Here is a 14,998-nt window from a genome sequence, read left to right on the forward strand (position 1 = left end):
TATATTATTTCTTTTTGTCGGCAACAGCGGTTCAAATGGTATTAAACCGACTGATGAGTTTCTTGCGATAGAGCCGTGCCACCTTGACATGCTGAATTTGTTCGAAGGGCGGATAGAGGCGACAGACATTGTCGCACACTTCCATCAAACAGTTGATATTGATGACAAAGCGCTGGCTCACCTGTACAAAACAAGGGTCGAGGGCGAGCAATGTTTCACAGTTGACGTTACGTTTCAGGCGTATGGGTTCTTCACATCCCGACACAACGACTTCCCAGATTCGCTGGTCACTATTGTAGTAAAAGAGTCCGATGTCGGCAATGGAAACCACTCGAAAGTCAGAGAAGTTGGTATTGAAAATCAGTTTTTCGCGGTCGCGCCGTACAGTACTGTTGATGTCGGCAGGATTGTTGTCAGGCGCCTTCTGGTTGGAGGATTCGATATGGAGGCGTAAGCGCTGAATCATCGCCGAGAGTTCGTCGCGGTCAACAGGTTTGAGTAGAAAGTCGAATGCCTCATTACGAAACGAAGAAAGCATCGAGTCCTTATGTCCGGTGTACATCACCACCCGGCAACGTCCTTGCGTCAGACGTTTCACCTCGCGGATGAAATCCACTCCCGACATGCCCGGCAGTTCTACATCAAGAAAGACGAGGTCAGGAGAAGCAGCCTTGATCTGACCTTCTGCCACCGTGGTGTTGCAGGCGCTTCCCACCACTTCAATATCGTCGTATTCCAAGAGCATGCGGCTCAGAGTTTCGATGGATAGAATCTCGTCGTCTATTATGATTGTTTTCATAAGTATTTAATTTATAGTGTAACAGTTTAAATTCGTAAAATATTTACTTTATAGTGCTTTCAGGTGTCTCGGTACCGTAAGTATGGCGCTGCATCCATGGTCATTATGGATGTCGAAACGGATCTTCGAACTTTTGTTTTCTTCGTTGATAATCGCCATGGTGTGGCGGATGATATTCAGTCCGATACGTGCCTTGGCATTGTTGTAGGCACGGATGTCAAAACCAGGACCATTGTCTTTCACGCAGATACATGCCTGCTGATCGTCAATGGCAACGCTGATCATAAGATGTTTCTCGCCTTCCTTATGTTTCAGTCCATGAATGATGGCATTCTCGGTCAGTATCTGCACAAACATCGACGGGATGAGAATGGCGTTCATCTTGTCTGTTGGAGGAAAGTCATAAGACACGATAAAGTCTTGTCCCATAAGTGATTTCTCCATTTCAACAAACTGTTTCACGAAGTCTATTTCCTGGTCCAGCGTTACGAAAGTCTTGCTGGAGATGTCGAGACTCGACCGAATGAGACGCGCCAGCAGCGTCAGCCGATTGGCCTCATTGGGACCATAAGAACCGACGCACGAATTGAGCACATTAAAGATGAAGTGGGGAGAGATGCGCTGGCGCACGATGGTCAGACGGAGGTTCAGCATATCGATGTGGCGCTGTAAGGTGCGCTTGCGGTTATAGAACAGTTTTGCCAACAATACGGACACCACCACGATCAGGAAAGCAACGATTCCCCCCATGATATGGAGATTGACTTGATAGTTGGCACGCTCCTCCTGCACCCGGAGCTGGTTGTGGAGTCGCAACGTATCTTCACTTAAACGCACCATGATATCGTTCGCTCGCGCGATATTCTGTCGGTTCATGATACTGTCGTGGGTCTCATAAACACTCTTCTGCAAGCGGTAGGCACGTGAATAGTCACCCGTACGCGCGTAATACTCACTCAGATACTCGTAGCGTATGTCTTTTAGCATCGGATTGACCGGAGCGGAAAGGTGTTCCTGTCTCAAGGTGTGCTCAATGTCTGCATAGTGTCCTGCATGGAGTGCAAGACCGATACGTATGGTGTTGCAATAGAACACGCCAGCCTCTATGTTTCGTTGGTGGAAGAAAGGTTCAACCTGTTCGAGATAAACACGTGATGAATCAGACTGATGGAGTCGGAGAAAGACGTCTGCCATATTGAGCTTGCAAATCTTCATGTCGAGCACATCAGGGGTTCCCTTTTGCTCCAAATGGCGTTGCAGTCTGCGAAAGGCTTTCAGCGATTGCCTGTATTGTTTTTGGTAATAATAGGTATTACCATAGTTGTTAAGAAACACGATCTGCATGGCAGGAGTGAGGTCGTCAAAACGCTGATCTACGATTTTGTAACTCCTGAGTGCAGAGGGGAAGTCGCCAAGAGCAGTATAAACCCGACCGAGTCCCATACGATAGGAGAGTGTCTGCGTATCGTTTCTACCCAATGAGTCGGCAAGCACGAGGGCTTTTCTAAACCAATGTGAAGCCTTCGTTAGATCATGTTTCTCGGCATAGGCATCCGCCATATTAGCCGCCAAGTCGGGCAAGTAGCTTGTCTGGTCGCTAACAGACAATAACTGGTATGCGCTACGGTAAAGTCTCACTACGCTGTCGGGATTGCCATGGAGCAGATAGAGATGAGAACCGCGTGCTGCCAACATCCTGGCGCGCATACCGTTGATGCGGGGCGAGACAGGAAACGCCTTGAGAAAATGTTCTGCCTTATCCACATAAAACAAAGAGGAGTCTGGTGTGACGGTCATCAGGAAATGCGAAGCGTAAAGCAGGGCATAGTCGTAATATTCGAGCGAATCATCGGCAGTCGCCATGGCGTGACGGATGGAATCTACAGAACCCGGCTGTTGCCGCTTGAGCGAATCTCCCAAAGCCATCAGACGCTGCGTCTTGGCGGCCGAACGACAGTTGGAAGAATCAGAATTAAACTGGCAGGCAGAAAAAGCCAGCACAGCAATGGTGGCGAACGCCAACCCGAATATTTTTTTCGGTATAGGAATTGATTGTTTATTCATTATATATTTTCAATGCTGCAAAATTAGTGAAAAATTCTTCAAAATGTAATAGATTCCAGAAAATTTTATGTAATTTTGCGCACAGAAACATTGCTTTTTATGGTACACAATATATTCAAAGGCTTGGGCATCGCCCTGATTACACCATTTACAGAGAACGGAGAGGTTGACTACAAGTCGCTTCATCGCCTCGTGGAATATCAGTTGGACAACGGTGCCGATTTTTTCTGCATTCTCGCAACAACAGGCGAGACACCCACATTGACCGCAGAAGAGAAAAAGAAAATCAAGGAATTGGTGATTAACACAGTAGGCGGAAAGGTACCCATCCTCGTAGGCTGTGGCGGCAACAATACAACTGCCGTTGTCGAAGAGTTGCAGAATGGCGACTTCAAAGGCATTGATGGTGTGCTGAGCGTCTGCCCATATTATAACAAGCCATCGCAGGAAGGCCTTTACCAACACTTCAAAGCCATTGCGGCTGCTACTCAGTTACCCGTAGTACTATATAATGTACCGGGAAGAACAGGTGTCAACCTGAAGGCGGAAACCACCGTCAGACTTGCACGCGACTGCCACAATATCGTGGCTATCAAAGAGGCAAGCGGCAATCTGGAGCAGGTGGATGAAATCATCAAGAACAAGCCCAACGACTTTGATGTCATTTCAGGCGACGATGCGCTTACCTTCCCCATGATATCATGCGGAGCCGTCGGTGTGATCAGCGTTATAGGCAATGCGCTGCCACGCGAGTTCTCTAAGATGATTCGCTTGCAGTTGCGAGGTGAATACGATGGCGCACGAAAGATACACCACCGCTTTACCGATCTTTTCTCGCTCTTGTTTGTAGATGGCAATCCTGCAGGCGTTAAGGCGATGCTTCACGAAATGGGATTCATCGACAATATCTTACGACTGCCATTGGTTCCCACACGCATCTCAACGTTGCAGCGCATGAGCGAGATCATGAAGGAACTGAAAATCTAAAGTATCAAGTGTCTTATGGAGGAAAACAGGGTTATTCACGAAATTACGCCCTTGATGGGCAAAGACTCCCTCTACATAGCCGACCGCAGAAAGAAGGAGTTTACTTATCCTATTCACAATCATGAAGTGTTTGAACTCAACTTTGTGGAACATGCATCAGGTGTGAGGAGAATTGTGGGTGACTCTAATGAGGTGATCGGAGAATACGACCTTGTCCTCATAACCAGTCCTGACCTTGAACATGTATGGGAACAAAACGAATGTAAGAGTGAAGACATACGCGAAGTCACTGTACAGTTCTATATCGACTTGAGCGAAGACGGTTTCTTCGGTAGGAATCCATTCAACTCGCTACGGAAGATGATGCTTGAAGCAAGGAAAGGATTGGCCTTCCACATGGAAGACATCCTCCGCGTCTATAACCTTATAGATACACTCAGCTCTATCAAAGACGGTTTTTATGCTGTGACACAGTTTCTTGCCATACTCTACGAACTGTCGAAAAGCACTAAAATGCGCCCGCTGGCAAGCAATAGTTACGCCAAGGTAGAAGTGGCAAGCGACTCAAGACGCGTGCTCAAGGTTAAGAATTTCATAGCCAAAAACTATATGGACGAGATCAGACTCGGAACACTTGCTGATATTGCAGGCATGAGTCCGTCGGCATTCAGCCGATTCTTCAAACTCCATACCGGAAGGACACTCAGCGACTATGTCATTGACATGAGACTGGGATATGCCAGCAGAATGCTTGTGGATACCTCAAAAAGCGTGGCGGAAATATGCTACGAATGTGGCTTCAACAACCTCAGCAATTTCAATCGTATCTTTAAGAAGAAGAAAGACTGTTCACCGACTGAGTTTCGGGAGAACTACCACAAGACACGAATCATCATTTGATAACAACAAGACGAGGGCGCAATCAGCTTACGACAAGTGCATTCGAAAACAGGTCTGAATAATATATTATCGTGAAAGAGAAAGAAATACAAATCAGCGATTACAACTATCCGTTGTCCGATGAACGCATAGCAAAATTCCCATTGCCCGTGCGCGACCAATCTAAATTGCTGATCTATCAGCAAGGAAACATTTCAGAAAGTAAGTTCTACCACCTCGCAGAATTCCTGCCGAAAGGTGCCCTGATGGTGTTCAACAATACAAAGGTGATACAGGCAAGACTACATTTCCGAAAGGAAACAGGAGCACTCATTGAAGTGTTTCTGCTCGAACCGGCAGAACCGGCAGACTATGAACAGATGTTCCAAACCAACAAAAAATGCAGTTGGCTCTGCCTCGTGGGAAATCTCAAGAAATGGAAAGAGGGAACACTCTGCAGAACCATCACGGTCAAGCAACATACCCTCACCATCAAAGCCACGAGAAAAGGCGAACACGGTACGAGTCAATGGGTGGATTTCGAATGGGACAATACAGATGTAAACTTTGCAGATATACTCGATGTGGCTGGCGAACTCCCTATACCTCCGTATCTCAACAGAGAAACACAGGAAAGCGACAAAACTACCTATCAGACCGTATATTCTAAAATAAAAGGAAGTGTGGCTGCACCAACAGCGGGACTCCACTTCACACCGGAGGTGCTCGCAGACCTCGACCGTCACGGAGTGGAATGCGAGGAACTCACACTGCATGTTGGAGCAGGAACCTTTAGACCGGTGAAAAGCCAACACATTGGCGAACACGACATGCACACAGAATATATTGCTGTCAGAAAACATACATTGGAGCGCCTCGTGGAGCACAATGCCAATGCCATTGCCGTAGGAACCACCAGCGTCAGAACGCTGGAGAGCCTATATTATATAGGTCTGAAACTCGAATGCAACCCGGAACTCACCGAAGAACAACTTCATGTTTGCCAGTGGGAACCATACGAAGAGGAAAACGGAGCCGGAACAGACAGTAAACTGCCTGCAAAAAAGGCTTTGGAGAATATCATCGCATGGCTCGATAGTCACCATCTGACCACACTTCACTCTTCCACTCAAATCATCATCGCACCAGGCTATGAATATAAAATAGTGAAGATGCTCATCACCAATTTCCATCAGCCGCAAAGCACGTTGCTCTTGCTGGTCAGCGCATTTGTGAAAGGCGACTGGAAACGCATCTACGACTACGCATTAAGCCACGATTTCCGTTTCCTGAGCTATGGCGACTCTTCGCTCCTCATACCATAAACGGAGAAGTAAACAAGCAAATAGTAACAAATAGTTGAGATATGAAATACGGATTTGTAAATGTCGCAGCAGCTGTTCCTGCAGTAAAAGTGGCAGACACAGCATACAACGTCTTTGAAATCGAGAAAATCATTGCCGACGCAGAGGGCAGGGGAGTGGAGATTCTCTGCTTTCCAGAACTATGTATCACGGGCTATACCTGTCAGGATCTGTTCAGACAACAGCTGTTACTAACACAGGCGGAAGAGGGACTCATGACGCTTCTTGATTTTACAAGACAGCTCAACGTCATCTGCATCGTGGGACTACCCGTACAGACAGGAGGAATGTTGCTCAACTGCGCAGCTGTCATCCAAGCAGGTACACTGCTCGGACTCGTGGCAAAAACATATCTGCCCAACTACAACGAGTTCTATGAGAAACGATGGTTCGCTTCTGCGCAAGATCTCAAAACAACGGAAGTTTACTTAGCAGGATCACCCGTCGCGCTGACTGCACAACCCACCATCTTCCAAACAACGGACGGAGTGAAGTTTGGAGTGGAAATATGTGAGGACGTATGGGCACCTGTGCCACCAAGTAACAATCTCACACTGGCTGGAGCAGATATTATCTTCAACTGCTCAGCAAGCAACGAACTCACCGGCAAACATAAATACCTTCGCAACCTGCTCATGCAACAGAGTGCAAGAACCATTAGCGGATACGTTTATGCTTCATCGGGATTCGGTGAATCTACGCAAGATGTGGTCTATGGAGGTAATGCCATAATTTTTGAAAACGGACACTTGCTCGCTGAAGGCGAACGCTTCTCGCTGCAGCCACAGATACAAGTGGCACAAATCGATGTGGACCGACTCAGAACGGACAGAATGGACAATACCACGTTTGTAAATGCCCAACGAGAAGCTTTTGCGCAGATTATTTCATGTAAAATGGTGGAATCAGCTGAGTTTAAACTGTCAAGATACGTAGATCCGCATCCGTTCACTCCCGACGATGACGATATGCAGGAAAGTTGCGAAGAAATACTCAACATCCAGTCGGCTGGTCTTGCCAAACGATTGGTACATACCAATTGCCAGAAGGTTGTGATAGGAATAAGCGGCGGTCTCGACTCGACGTTGGCTTTGCTCGTATGTGTCAGAACATTCGATATGCTTGACTACGATAGAAAAGGGATATTGGGAGTCACCATGCCTGGATTTGGTACTACAGACCGCACGCACGACAATGCAATCCGTCTCATGCAGACACTGGGCATCAGCCAAAAGGAAATAAGTATTGCCAAAGCAGTCAAACAACATTTTGAAGACATCGGACAGGATATTGACACGCATGATGTGACCTACGAAAACTCGCAAGCAAGAGAGCGCACGCAAATTCTTATGGATCTCGCCAACAAGGAAAACGCACTCGTCATCGGAACTGGTGACCTTTCTGAACTCGCGCTGGGATGGGCAACCTATAACGGCGACCACATGTCAATGTACGGAGTCAATGCAGGAGTACCCAAAACGCTGATACAGTATCTGATAAGATACATGGCAGAACTTGAACTGTTCAACGAACAAAAAGCAACGCTCATCGACGTTATTGATACACCTATCTCGCCAGAACTGACACCGGCTGACGACGAAGGACAAATCAAACAGAAGACAGAAGACCTTGTAGGTCCCTACGAACTGCACGACTTCTTTCTCTACTATTTCCTGAGATTTGGATTCAGACCCAGAAAGATCATGATGCTTGCAGAACAAGCTTTCGACGAGAAATATGACAGGAAAACCATCAAAAAATGGCTGACCACATTCTGCCGCAGATTCTTTAACCAGCAATTCAAGCGATCTTGTCTGCCTGACGGACCGAAAGTGGGAAGCGTCAGCCTCTCGCCAAGAGGTGACTGGAGAATGGCAAGTGATGCCTCAAATGCATTGTGGGTAAAAGAATGTGAAAGCTTATAACACTTTAAAAACAAAATGCCAGATAACAAACAACCACGCCGCACAAGAAAACCGGCGACTGATAATACTTTCGTACACGTTCAGCCGCAAGCTACAGAAATAGAAAAAACTGTGCTCGGAGCACTCATGATCGACAAAGATGCCTATTCGGTGGTCTGTGAGCTGCTGTATCCTGAAAGTTTCTATGAACCTCGAAACCAAAAAATCTATGAGGCAATAAGAGAACTCGAATTGCGCGAAAAACCTGTTGATGTATGGACTGTGACCGAACAGTTGGCTCATCAAGGGGACCTCGAAGATGTTGGAGGACCAGGGTATGTTACTGAACTCTCCTCAAGGGTTTCCTCATCGGCAAGTATCGAATATCACGCAAGAATCATTGCGCAGAAATTCCTCGCACGACAGCTGATTTCCTATGCCAGCGTCATCGAAACGAAAGCTTTTGACGAAACGATAGATGTGGAAGATCTGATGCAGGAGGCAGAAGGTTCGCTCTTCGAACTCTCGCAAAAGAATATGAAGAAGGACTATACCCAAATCGACCCGGTCATCAAAAATGCTGTAGATGGCATTCAAAAGGCTGCAGCAAACAAAGACGGACTGACGGGTGTTTCCACTGGTTATTATAAACTTGATGATATGACCAGTGGATGGCAAGCCTCTGACTTAATCATCATCGCAGGACGACCTGCCATGGGTAAAACGTCATTCGCACTCTCCATGGCTAAGAATATTGCTTCAGACAATAAAGTTCCGATGGCTTTCTTCTCTCTTGAAATGAGCAATACGCAATTGGTCAACAGGTTGATTTCTAACGTATGCGAAATCCAGGGTTCGAAAATACTCAACGGACAACTGCACCCTGACGAATGGGATAGGCTTGACAAACGACTCAACAATCTATTGGGAGCACCGCTTTATGTGGATGATACGCCGGGACTGTCGGTTTTCGAACTGCGCACAAAGGCACGACGCCTCGTCAGAGAACATGGGGTGAAGATTATCATGATCGACTATCTACAGTTGATGAACGCTCAAGGTATGAGGTTCTCTTCACGACAAGAGGAGGTATCGACCATCAGCCGCTCACTCAAAGGACTCGCAAAGGAACTCAATATCCCTATCATCGCACTCTCGCAGCTGAACCGTGGTGTTGAAAGCCGAGAAGGTAATGATGGAAAACGACCTCAATTGTCTGACTTGCGTGAATCGGGTGCCATTGAGCAGGATGCGGACATGGTGCTCTTTGTTCACAGACCAGAATACTACCATATTTATCAAGATGAACACGGACACGACCTCAGAGGTATGGCACAGATTATCATTGCCAAACACCGTAAAGGTGCGACTGGTGATGTGTTGCTCAACTTCAGAGGTGAGTTTACACGATTTGAGAATCCGGAAGACGGCAAACTCAACACTAAGAACGGAAATGACGGCGGAGGTGAAATTCTTGGCAGCAAAGTGAATGGGGGAGACCAAGGTGGCACGATGGAATCTCCGTTTGGCTATGATGGACCTGACGGACCTATGCCTTTCTAACAATAATAATATGCAGATATAAACTAAAATACTTAAAATCATGAAGAAACTATTATTAGGTGACGAAGCCATTGCGCAAGGAGCTCTCGATGCTGGATTGAGCGGCGTCTATGCCTATCCTGGAACTCCGTCAACGGAAATTACCGAGTATATCCAAGGCTCTGCACTCGCACGCGAATGGGGAGTGCACAGTCGTTGGTCAACCAACGAGAAAACTGCAATGGAGGCAGCATTGGGAATGTCCTTCATGGGTAAAAGAGCCATGGTCTGCATGAAACATGTAGGTCTGAATGTATGCGCCGACCCGTTTGTCAACTCGGCAATGACGGGAACAAACGGTGGACTCATCGTTCTAGTGGCTGACGACCCATCAATGCACTCTTCACAGAATGAACAAGATAGCAGATTCTATGGTAAGTTTGCCATGATTCCCACACTCGAACCCGCAAGCCAACAAGAGGCTTACGATATGATGGAAGAAGCTTTCCAACTCTCTGAAGAACAACATCTGCCAGTACTCGTGCGTGTTACAACTCGCATGGCTCACTCTCGTGCCGTGGTGAAAGTGAAAGAGACACCAAGACAACAAAACGAACTCAACTACAATGCTCAGGCTTCTAACTGGGTATTGCTGCCTGCTTTTGCTAGAAAACGTAATGCTATCGTTACTGCGCAACAAGCAGAACTCGAAACTATTGCAGAAAAGAGTTCACACAATAAATATGAGGATGCTGCTGATCATTCCATGGGTATTATCGCTACGGGAATTGCCTATAACTACCTGATGGAATGTTTCCCTAACGGTTGTCCGTTCCCCGTACTCAAAATCAGTCATTACCCGTTACCAAAAGCGTTAGTAAGACGAATGACAGAGGCATGTGAGAGTGTGCTGATTGCAGAAGAAGGACAACCATTCGTAGAAGAAATGGTGCGTGGCGTAATGCCTGGAAATACTGTCATCAAAGGAAGACTCACAGGAGAACTTCCACGTACAGGAGAACTTAATCCAGACCTCATCAAAAAGGCTTTGGGTATAGAAAGCGACGAGAGGTATGCTACGTGTGAGGATGTCGTGCCACGCCCACCTGCACTCTGTCAAGGTTGTGGACACCGCGATGTATATGCTGCTCTCAACCAAGTATTGCTTGACTATCCCAACGCACGCGTATTTGGCGATATTGGTTGCTACACTCTCGGTTTCCTTCCACCATACAAAGCTATTCACTCTTGTGTAGATATGGGGGCGTCTATTACAATGGCTAAAGGAGCGTCAGATGCCGGACAATGGCCTGCTGTTGCCATCATCGGAGATTCTACATTTACTCATTCGGGAATGACAGGACTCTTAGATGCCATCAACGAAAATGCTGACATCACAGTTATCATCAGCGACAACCTCACCACAGCAATGACAGGTGGACAAGACTCGGCTGGAACTAATAAGTTTGAAGCCATCTGCCGAGGACTGGGACTAAGCGAGGAGCATCTCAAAGTGGTTGTCCCCCTGCCTAAAAACATGGCAGCAATCACACAGACCATTCGTGACGAAATCAACTATCATGGTCCTAGTGTGATCATTCCAAGACGTGAGTGCATGCAGACGTTGCAAAGACATCTGAAGCAGAAAAAGAATGCCGAGCGAAAATAACATATTCCGTATAATACTAAAACCAAGAACAAGATGAAAACAGATATCATACTATGCGGTGTCGGCGGACAAGGAATTCTCTCTATTGCCACGATTATCGGTGAAGCCGCAATGAACGAAAACCTTTATATCAAACAGGCTGAAGTACACGGAATGTCACAACGTGGAGGTGATGTGCAGTCCAATCTGCGCATCTCTGATAAACCTATCGCCAGCGACCTTATTGCAAAAGGTAAGGCTGATGTTATCATCTCCATGGAACCTATGGAGGCTCTACGCTATTTGCCGTTCCTCAACGAAGAGGGATGGATTATCACTTCTGCATCTCCCTTTGTCAATATACCAAACTATCCAGAAATGGCAGTTATTGAGCATGACCTCAAAAAATTACCACACGTTATCATGCTCGATATCGAACAACTGGCCAAGGACAATGGTGTGCCTCGTTCTGCCAACGTAATTCTTCTGGGAGCTGCACAAAAGGCTTTGAATATTGAATATGATAAGTTGGAAGCTGCCATACAACGGGTATTCGCCAGAAAAGGAAAAACTATCGTCGAGGCGAATATCAAGGCATTGGCCATTGGAAAGGAACACCAATTATGAAACAGACACCTATAGATCCAAAACTCATTGACTCACTGGTAGGCGAACTGGGCATTAACGACTTTGCTAAAGCAACTATACGAGAAGTTAAACTCGTGGCTGCACGGGCAGAGAAACAGTCTGGAGTGGAGTTTATCAAAATGGAAATGGGTATTCCAGGACTTCCTGCAGCAAAGGTAGGGGTGGAAGCTCAGATGAAAGCGTTGGGCAACGGAATAGCTAATCTGTATCCTGATATTCAGGGACTGCCCGAACTGAAAAATGAAGCGTCACGCTTCGTCAAAGCATTCATCGGCATTGATATCGCACCTGAAGGATGTGTGCCCGTTTGTGGTTCCATGCAGGGTACGTTTGCTTCTTTCTTGACTTGTTCGCAGGCTGACAGCAAAAAAGATACGGTTCTATTCATTGATCCAGGATTCCCTGTACAGAAAATGCAATTGCAGGTTATGGGGGTAAAATATGAAACATTTGATGTCTATAGTTACCGGGGAGAACGTCTGGGTGAGAAACTTGAATCTTATCTGAAACAAGGTAATATCTGTGCTATTGTCTATTCAAACCCCAATAATCCGTCGTGGATTTGTCTCAACGAGGAAGAACTCAAGACGATTGGACAACTGGCCACTCAATACGATGCGATTGTGATGGAAGACCTTGCATATTTTGCCATGGATTTCCGTCGAGACTTGAGTAAACCGTTCCTGCCTCCGTACCAACCGACGGTAGGTCGCTATACAGACAATTACATCCTGCTGATTAGCGGATCTAAAGCTTTCAGTTATGCGGGTGAGCGTATTGGTGTGACATGCATCTCGGACAAACTGTTTCATCGCCATTTCGATGAACTTGCAGCAAGATATGGAGGATTGACCTTCGGACCAGTTTTCTCTACACGCATGCTTTATGCTTTGTCCTCTGGAACTAGTCATTCTGCACAATATGCTATGGCAGCCATGCTGCGAGCTGCTTCTAATGGGGAATATGATTTCCGAAGCGAAGTAAGTGTCTATGGAAAAAGAGCACATCAACTGAAAGAAATATTCCTTCGACATGGATTCCATATTGTCTATGATAAAGACTTGGACGAACCTGTAGCGGATGGATTCTATTTCACCATAGGATACAAAAATATGAGTAGCGGACAATTGGCTTACGAATTGATGAGTTATGGTGTTTCAGCAATATGCCTCGTAACTACAGGATCTGACCAAGAAGGATTGCGGGTGTGCACTTCTTTCATTGAAGATCACCAATATGCACAATTGGAAGAAAGAATGAGTATTTGGGAAGAAAACCATCAATAAACCAACAAATTGAATCAGCATACAAGAAAGAAGGTCCGGTTTTAAATGATCTTTAGTAAAGCCGGAACTTCTTTTTGTTTATTTTATAGTGAACTTTAAAAACTCTTCATAACGAAAGTCTTTCATTAAACACTAAAACTCTGTACTTTTACTTTTCTGCAACACAAGTACTTATGATAGTTTTTCGTCGTTCTTTTTATAAAAAATTACATTTTACATAAGAATAGAGTAGGGGGAGTGAATTATCGCGCCATACGATATATTTCTCGCATTTCATTCTGACCCAAAACCTCCATGGCACCCACGGTAATCTTTCCACCACGAGAGCATTTGTCAACCATCACCTCTAGCTCTTCCTCGGTAATTTCACGACCGAGAAGTTCGTGAATTGAAGTCGGCATACCAATTTCATGATAAAACTTCTCCACAGCTTCAATACCGGATAGAGCAGTCTGCCGAGGATTGGCAAAATCGTTTGTGACTCCCATGACGTTGACAGCAAATTGAACAAAACGATTCAAGTGTCGATCCATGACAAAACGTGCCCATGAGGGCCAAAGGGCTGCAAGGCCAGCTCCGTGTGTTACACCAAACAAAGCACTCAGTTCGTGCTCAAGACGGTGGGTTGCGAAATCTTTTTCTGTTCCACACTCAGTCAGGTCATTGTGTGCAAGAGAGCCAGCCCACATAATTTGGGCACGATAACGATAATTCTCAGGATCTTTGAGTACCAATGGCAGCACATCCTTCACCGTACGCATCAATGATTCTGCAATACCATCAGTCAATGTCATTTCCTCATATTTGGAAAAATAACGTTCCATGGTGTGCATCATAATATCTGTACCGCCAGCAGCTGTCTGATAAGAAGGTAAGGTGTAAGTCCGCTCTGGGTTCATTACAGCAAACTTACAGCGACATAAATCGCTGTTTATGCCACGTTTCAATAAACCGTCATCTTTCGTTATCACGCAACTTGAAGACATTTCGCTTCCTGCAGCAGGAATAGTGAGGACAGTGCCAACTGGCAGGCATTGCTGAGGAACAGCCTTTCCGTCCCAAAAATCCCAAACATCACCGTCATAATGCACACCATAGGCAATAGCCTTTGAAGAGTCTATAACACTACCGCCGCCAACGGCAAGAATAAAATCCACATCATGTTTGCGACACAAATCAATTCCTTCATAAACTTTACTTAGCAGAGGATTTGGCACCACGCCGCCAAGTTCAACAAATGATAAACCAGCGTCACGCAATTGTGTGCCCACCACATTCAGAAAACCAGTTTTTTCTGCAGAACCACCGCCATAATGTAGTAATATCTTATGGCCGCCATAAGCACTTACAAGACTACCTATTTGTTTTTCAGCATTACTGCCAAAAACTACACGCGTAGGTGCATAGAAATTAAAATCCTTAATCATAGATTTGTTTTTTTATATACTGTTATTTATCATAACTGTCATTGTTTTATCTTCTAGACGAGCTATTTATAATGCAAATATAATAATAATCCACGAGACAGAACATAGATGTTTAAAATATTTATAATATTTTCCCCAATTCGGGACAAAATAGCGATTAGTTAAATATAAAGACAGATACGCAAAACTCTTCCCATGCTATCAGACATGGGCTGTATATAAAGAATCGAAAGAGATTATGGCTCATCCGACATTTCTAGTGAAAAAGTCAATGTAAAATAAAAGAAAACTGCCGAAGTTTTTGTATATTTGAATAACCACAAACAAATATATAAGATTGCTAAAGTGCAATTATCAGTTCTTTTATAAATACAAAATCAATTCCTTAATAACTTTCCTTACAGCTTACAACAAATATTAGACAATACTGAATTTACACAGCCATCGTGT

11 protein-coding genes are annotated in these 14,998 nt (G+C 45.4%); 8 read left to right on the forward strand and 3 right to left on the reverse strand.

Annotated features, from left to right (window positions below):
- Nucleotides 1-31: 31 nt before the first annotated feature.
- Together CIK96_RS00720 and CIK96_RS00725 are read right to left on the reverse strand one after the other, a co-directional pair.
- Entirely contained in the window at nt 32-799 is a 768-nt protein-coding gene (locus CIK96_RS00720) for a LytTR family DNA-binding domain-containing protein (RefSeq protein ID WP_094439034.1), read from the reverse strand.
- Between the two features lie 48 nt (nt 800-847).
- Nucleotides 848-2,863 (reverse strand): tetratricopeptide repeat protein, encoded by a 2,016-nt coding sequence (locus CIK96_RS00725; RefSeq protein WP_094439036.1) that lies wholly within the window; start codon nt 2,861-2,863, stop codon nt 848-850.
- Nucleotides 2,864-2,962: 99 nt separating this feature from the next.
- Between CIK96_RS00725 and dapA the strand changes: the two genes are divergently transcribed.
- The 8 genes from dapA (at nt 2,963) to CIK96_RS00765 (ending at nt 13,121) form a co-directional block, all read left to right on the forward strand.
- The gene (dapA, locus tag CIK96_RS00730; RefSeq protein ID WP_094436776.1) at nt 2,963-3,850 is read left to right on the forward strand and encodes a 4-hydroxy-tetrahydrodipicolinate synthase; all 888 of its coding nucleotides are present in this window, start codon (nt 2,963-2,965) and stop codon (nt 3,848-3,850) included.
- A 15-nt stretch (nt 3,851-3,865) separates the two neighbouring features.
- A complete protein-coding gene (locus CIK96_RS00735; RefSeq protein WP_094439038.1) occupies nt 3,866-4,750 on the forward strand; it encodes an AraC family transcriptional regulator in 885 nt (294 codons plus the stop codon).
- A gap of 71 nt (nt 4,751-4,821) precedes the next feature.
- The gene (locus CIK96_RS00740; RefSeq protein ID WP_094439039.1) at nt 4,822-6,054 is read left to right on the forward strand and encodes an S-adenosylmethionine:tRNA ribosyltransferase-isomerase; all 1,233 of its coding nucleotides are present in this window, start codon (nt 4,822-4,824) and stop codon (nt 6,052-6,054) included.
- A 41-nt stretch (nt 6,055-6,095) separates the two neighbouring features.
- Nucleotides 6,096-8,018: an NAD(+) synthase gene (locus tag CIK96_RS00745; protein ID WP_094439040.1), complete on the forward strand. Its 1,923-nt coding sequence runs from the start codon at nt 6,096-6,098 to the stop codon at nt 8,016-8,018.
- A gap of 15 nt (nt 8,019-8,033) precedes the next feature.
- On the forward strand, nt 8,034-9,560 hold the full coding sequence (gene dnaB, locus CIK96_RS00750; RefSeq protein ID WP_094439041.1) for a replicative DNA helicase: 1,527 nt from the start codon (nt 8,034-8,036) through the stop codon (nt 9,558-9,560).
- Nucleotides 9,561-9,600: 40 nt separating this feature from the next.
- Complete coding sequence (locus CIK96_RS00755; protein WP_094439042.1) at nt 9,601-11,208, forward strand: thiamine pyrophosphate-dependent enzyme; 1,608 nt, start codon at nt 9,601-9,603, stop codon at nt 11,206-11,208.
- Between the two features lie 33 nt (nt 11,209-11,241).
- Nucleotides 11,242-11,814: an indolepyruvate oxidoreductase subunit beta gene (locus CIK96_RS00760; RefSeq protein WP_094389601.1), complete on the forward strand. Its 573-nt coding sequence runs from the start codon at nt 11,242-11,244 to the stop codon at nt 11,812-11,814.
- Nucleotides 11,811-13,121, forward strand: coding sequence for a pyridoxal phosphate-dependent aminotransferase (locus tag CIK96_RS00765; protein WP_094389602.1), 1,311 nt, complete (start codon nt 11,811-11,813; stop codon nt 13,119-13,121). The genes CIK96_RS00760 and CIK96_RS00765 overlap by 4 nt, the downstream gene beginning before the upstream one ends.
- 242 nt (nt 13,122-13,363) lie before the next feature.
- Here the strand turns inward: CIK96_RS00765 and CIK96_RS00770 are convergent, their stop codons facing one another.
- Nucleotides 13,364-14,545 carry an iron-containing alcohol dehydrogenase gene (locus CIK96_RS00770; RefSeq protein ID WP_094439063.1) on the reverse strand — a complete coding sequence of 394 codons (1,182 nt, stop codon included), beginning with the start codon at nt 14,543-14,545 and terminating at the stop codon, nt 13,364-13,366.
- Nucleotides 14,546-14,998: the final 453 nt, after the last annotated feature.

Source organism: Prevotella sp. P4-98, from assembly GCF_002251405.1.
In the GTDB taxonomy this organism is placed as follows: domain Bacteria; phylum Bacteroidota; class Bacteroidia; order Bacteroidales; family Bacteroidaceae; genus Prevotella.

What these genes read in the sequence shown, in the direction of transcription:
- CIK96_RS00755 (WP_094439042.1), top strand. Translation starts at nt 9,601, where the DNA reads ATGAAGAAACTATTATTAGGTGACGAAGCCATTGCGCAAGGAGCTCTC.
- CIK96_RS00760 (WP_094389601.1), top strand. Translation starts at nt 11,242, where the DNA reads ATGAAAACAGATATCATACTATGCGGTGTCGGCGGACAAGGAATTCTC.
- dnaB (WP_094439041.1), top strand. Translation starts at nt 8,034, where the DNA reads ATGCCAGATAACAAACAACCACGCCGCACAAGAAAACCGGCGACTGAT.
- CIK96_RS00720 (WP_094439034.1), bottom strand. Translation starts at nt 799, where the DNA reads ATGAAAACAATCATAATAGACGACGAGATTCTATCCATCGAAACTCTG.
- dapA (WP_094436776.1), top strand. Translation starts at nt 2,963, where the DNA reads ATGGTACACAATATATTCAAAGGCTTGGGCATCGCCCTGATTACACCA.
- CIK96_RS00765 (WP_094389602.1), top strand. Translation starts at nt 11,811, where the DNA reads ATGAAACAGACACCTATAGATCCAAAACTCATTGACTCACTGGTAGGC.
- CIK96_RS00745 (WP_094439040.1), top strand. Translation starts at nt 6,096, where the DNA reads ATGAAATACGGATTTGTAAATGTCGCAGCAGCTGTTCCTGCAGTAAAA.
- CIK96_RS00725 (WP_094439036.1), bottom strand. Translation starts at nt 2,863, where the DNA reads ATGAATAAACAATCAATTCCTATACCGAAAAAAATATTCGGGTTGGCG.
- CIK96_RS00735 (WP_094439038.1), top strand. Translation starts at nt 3,866, where the DNA reads ATGGAGGAAAACAGGGTTATTCACGAAATTACGCCCTTGATGGGCAAA.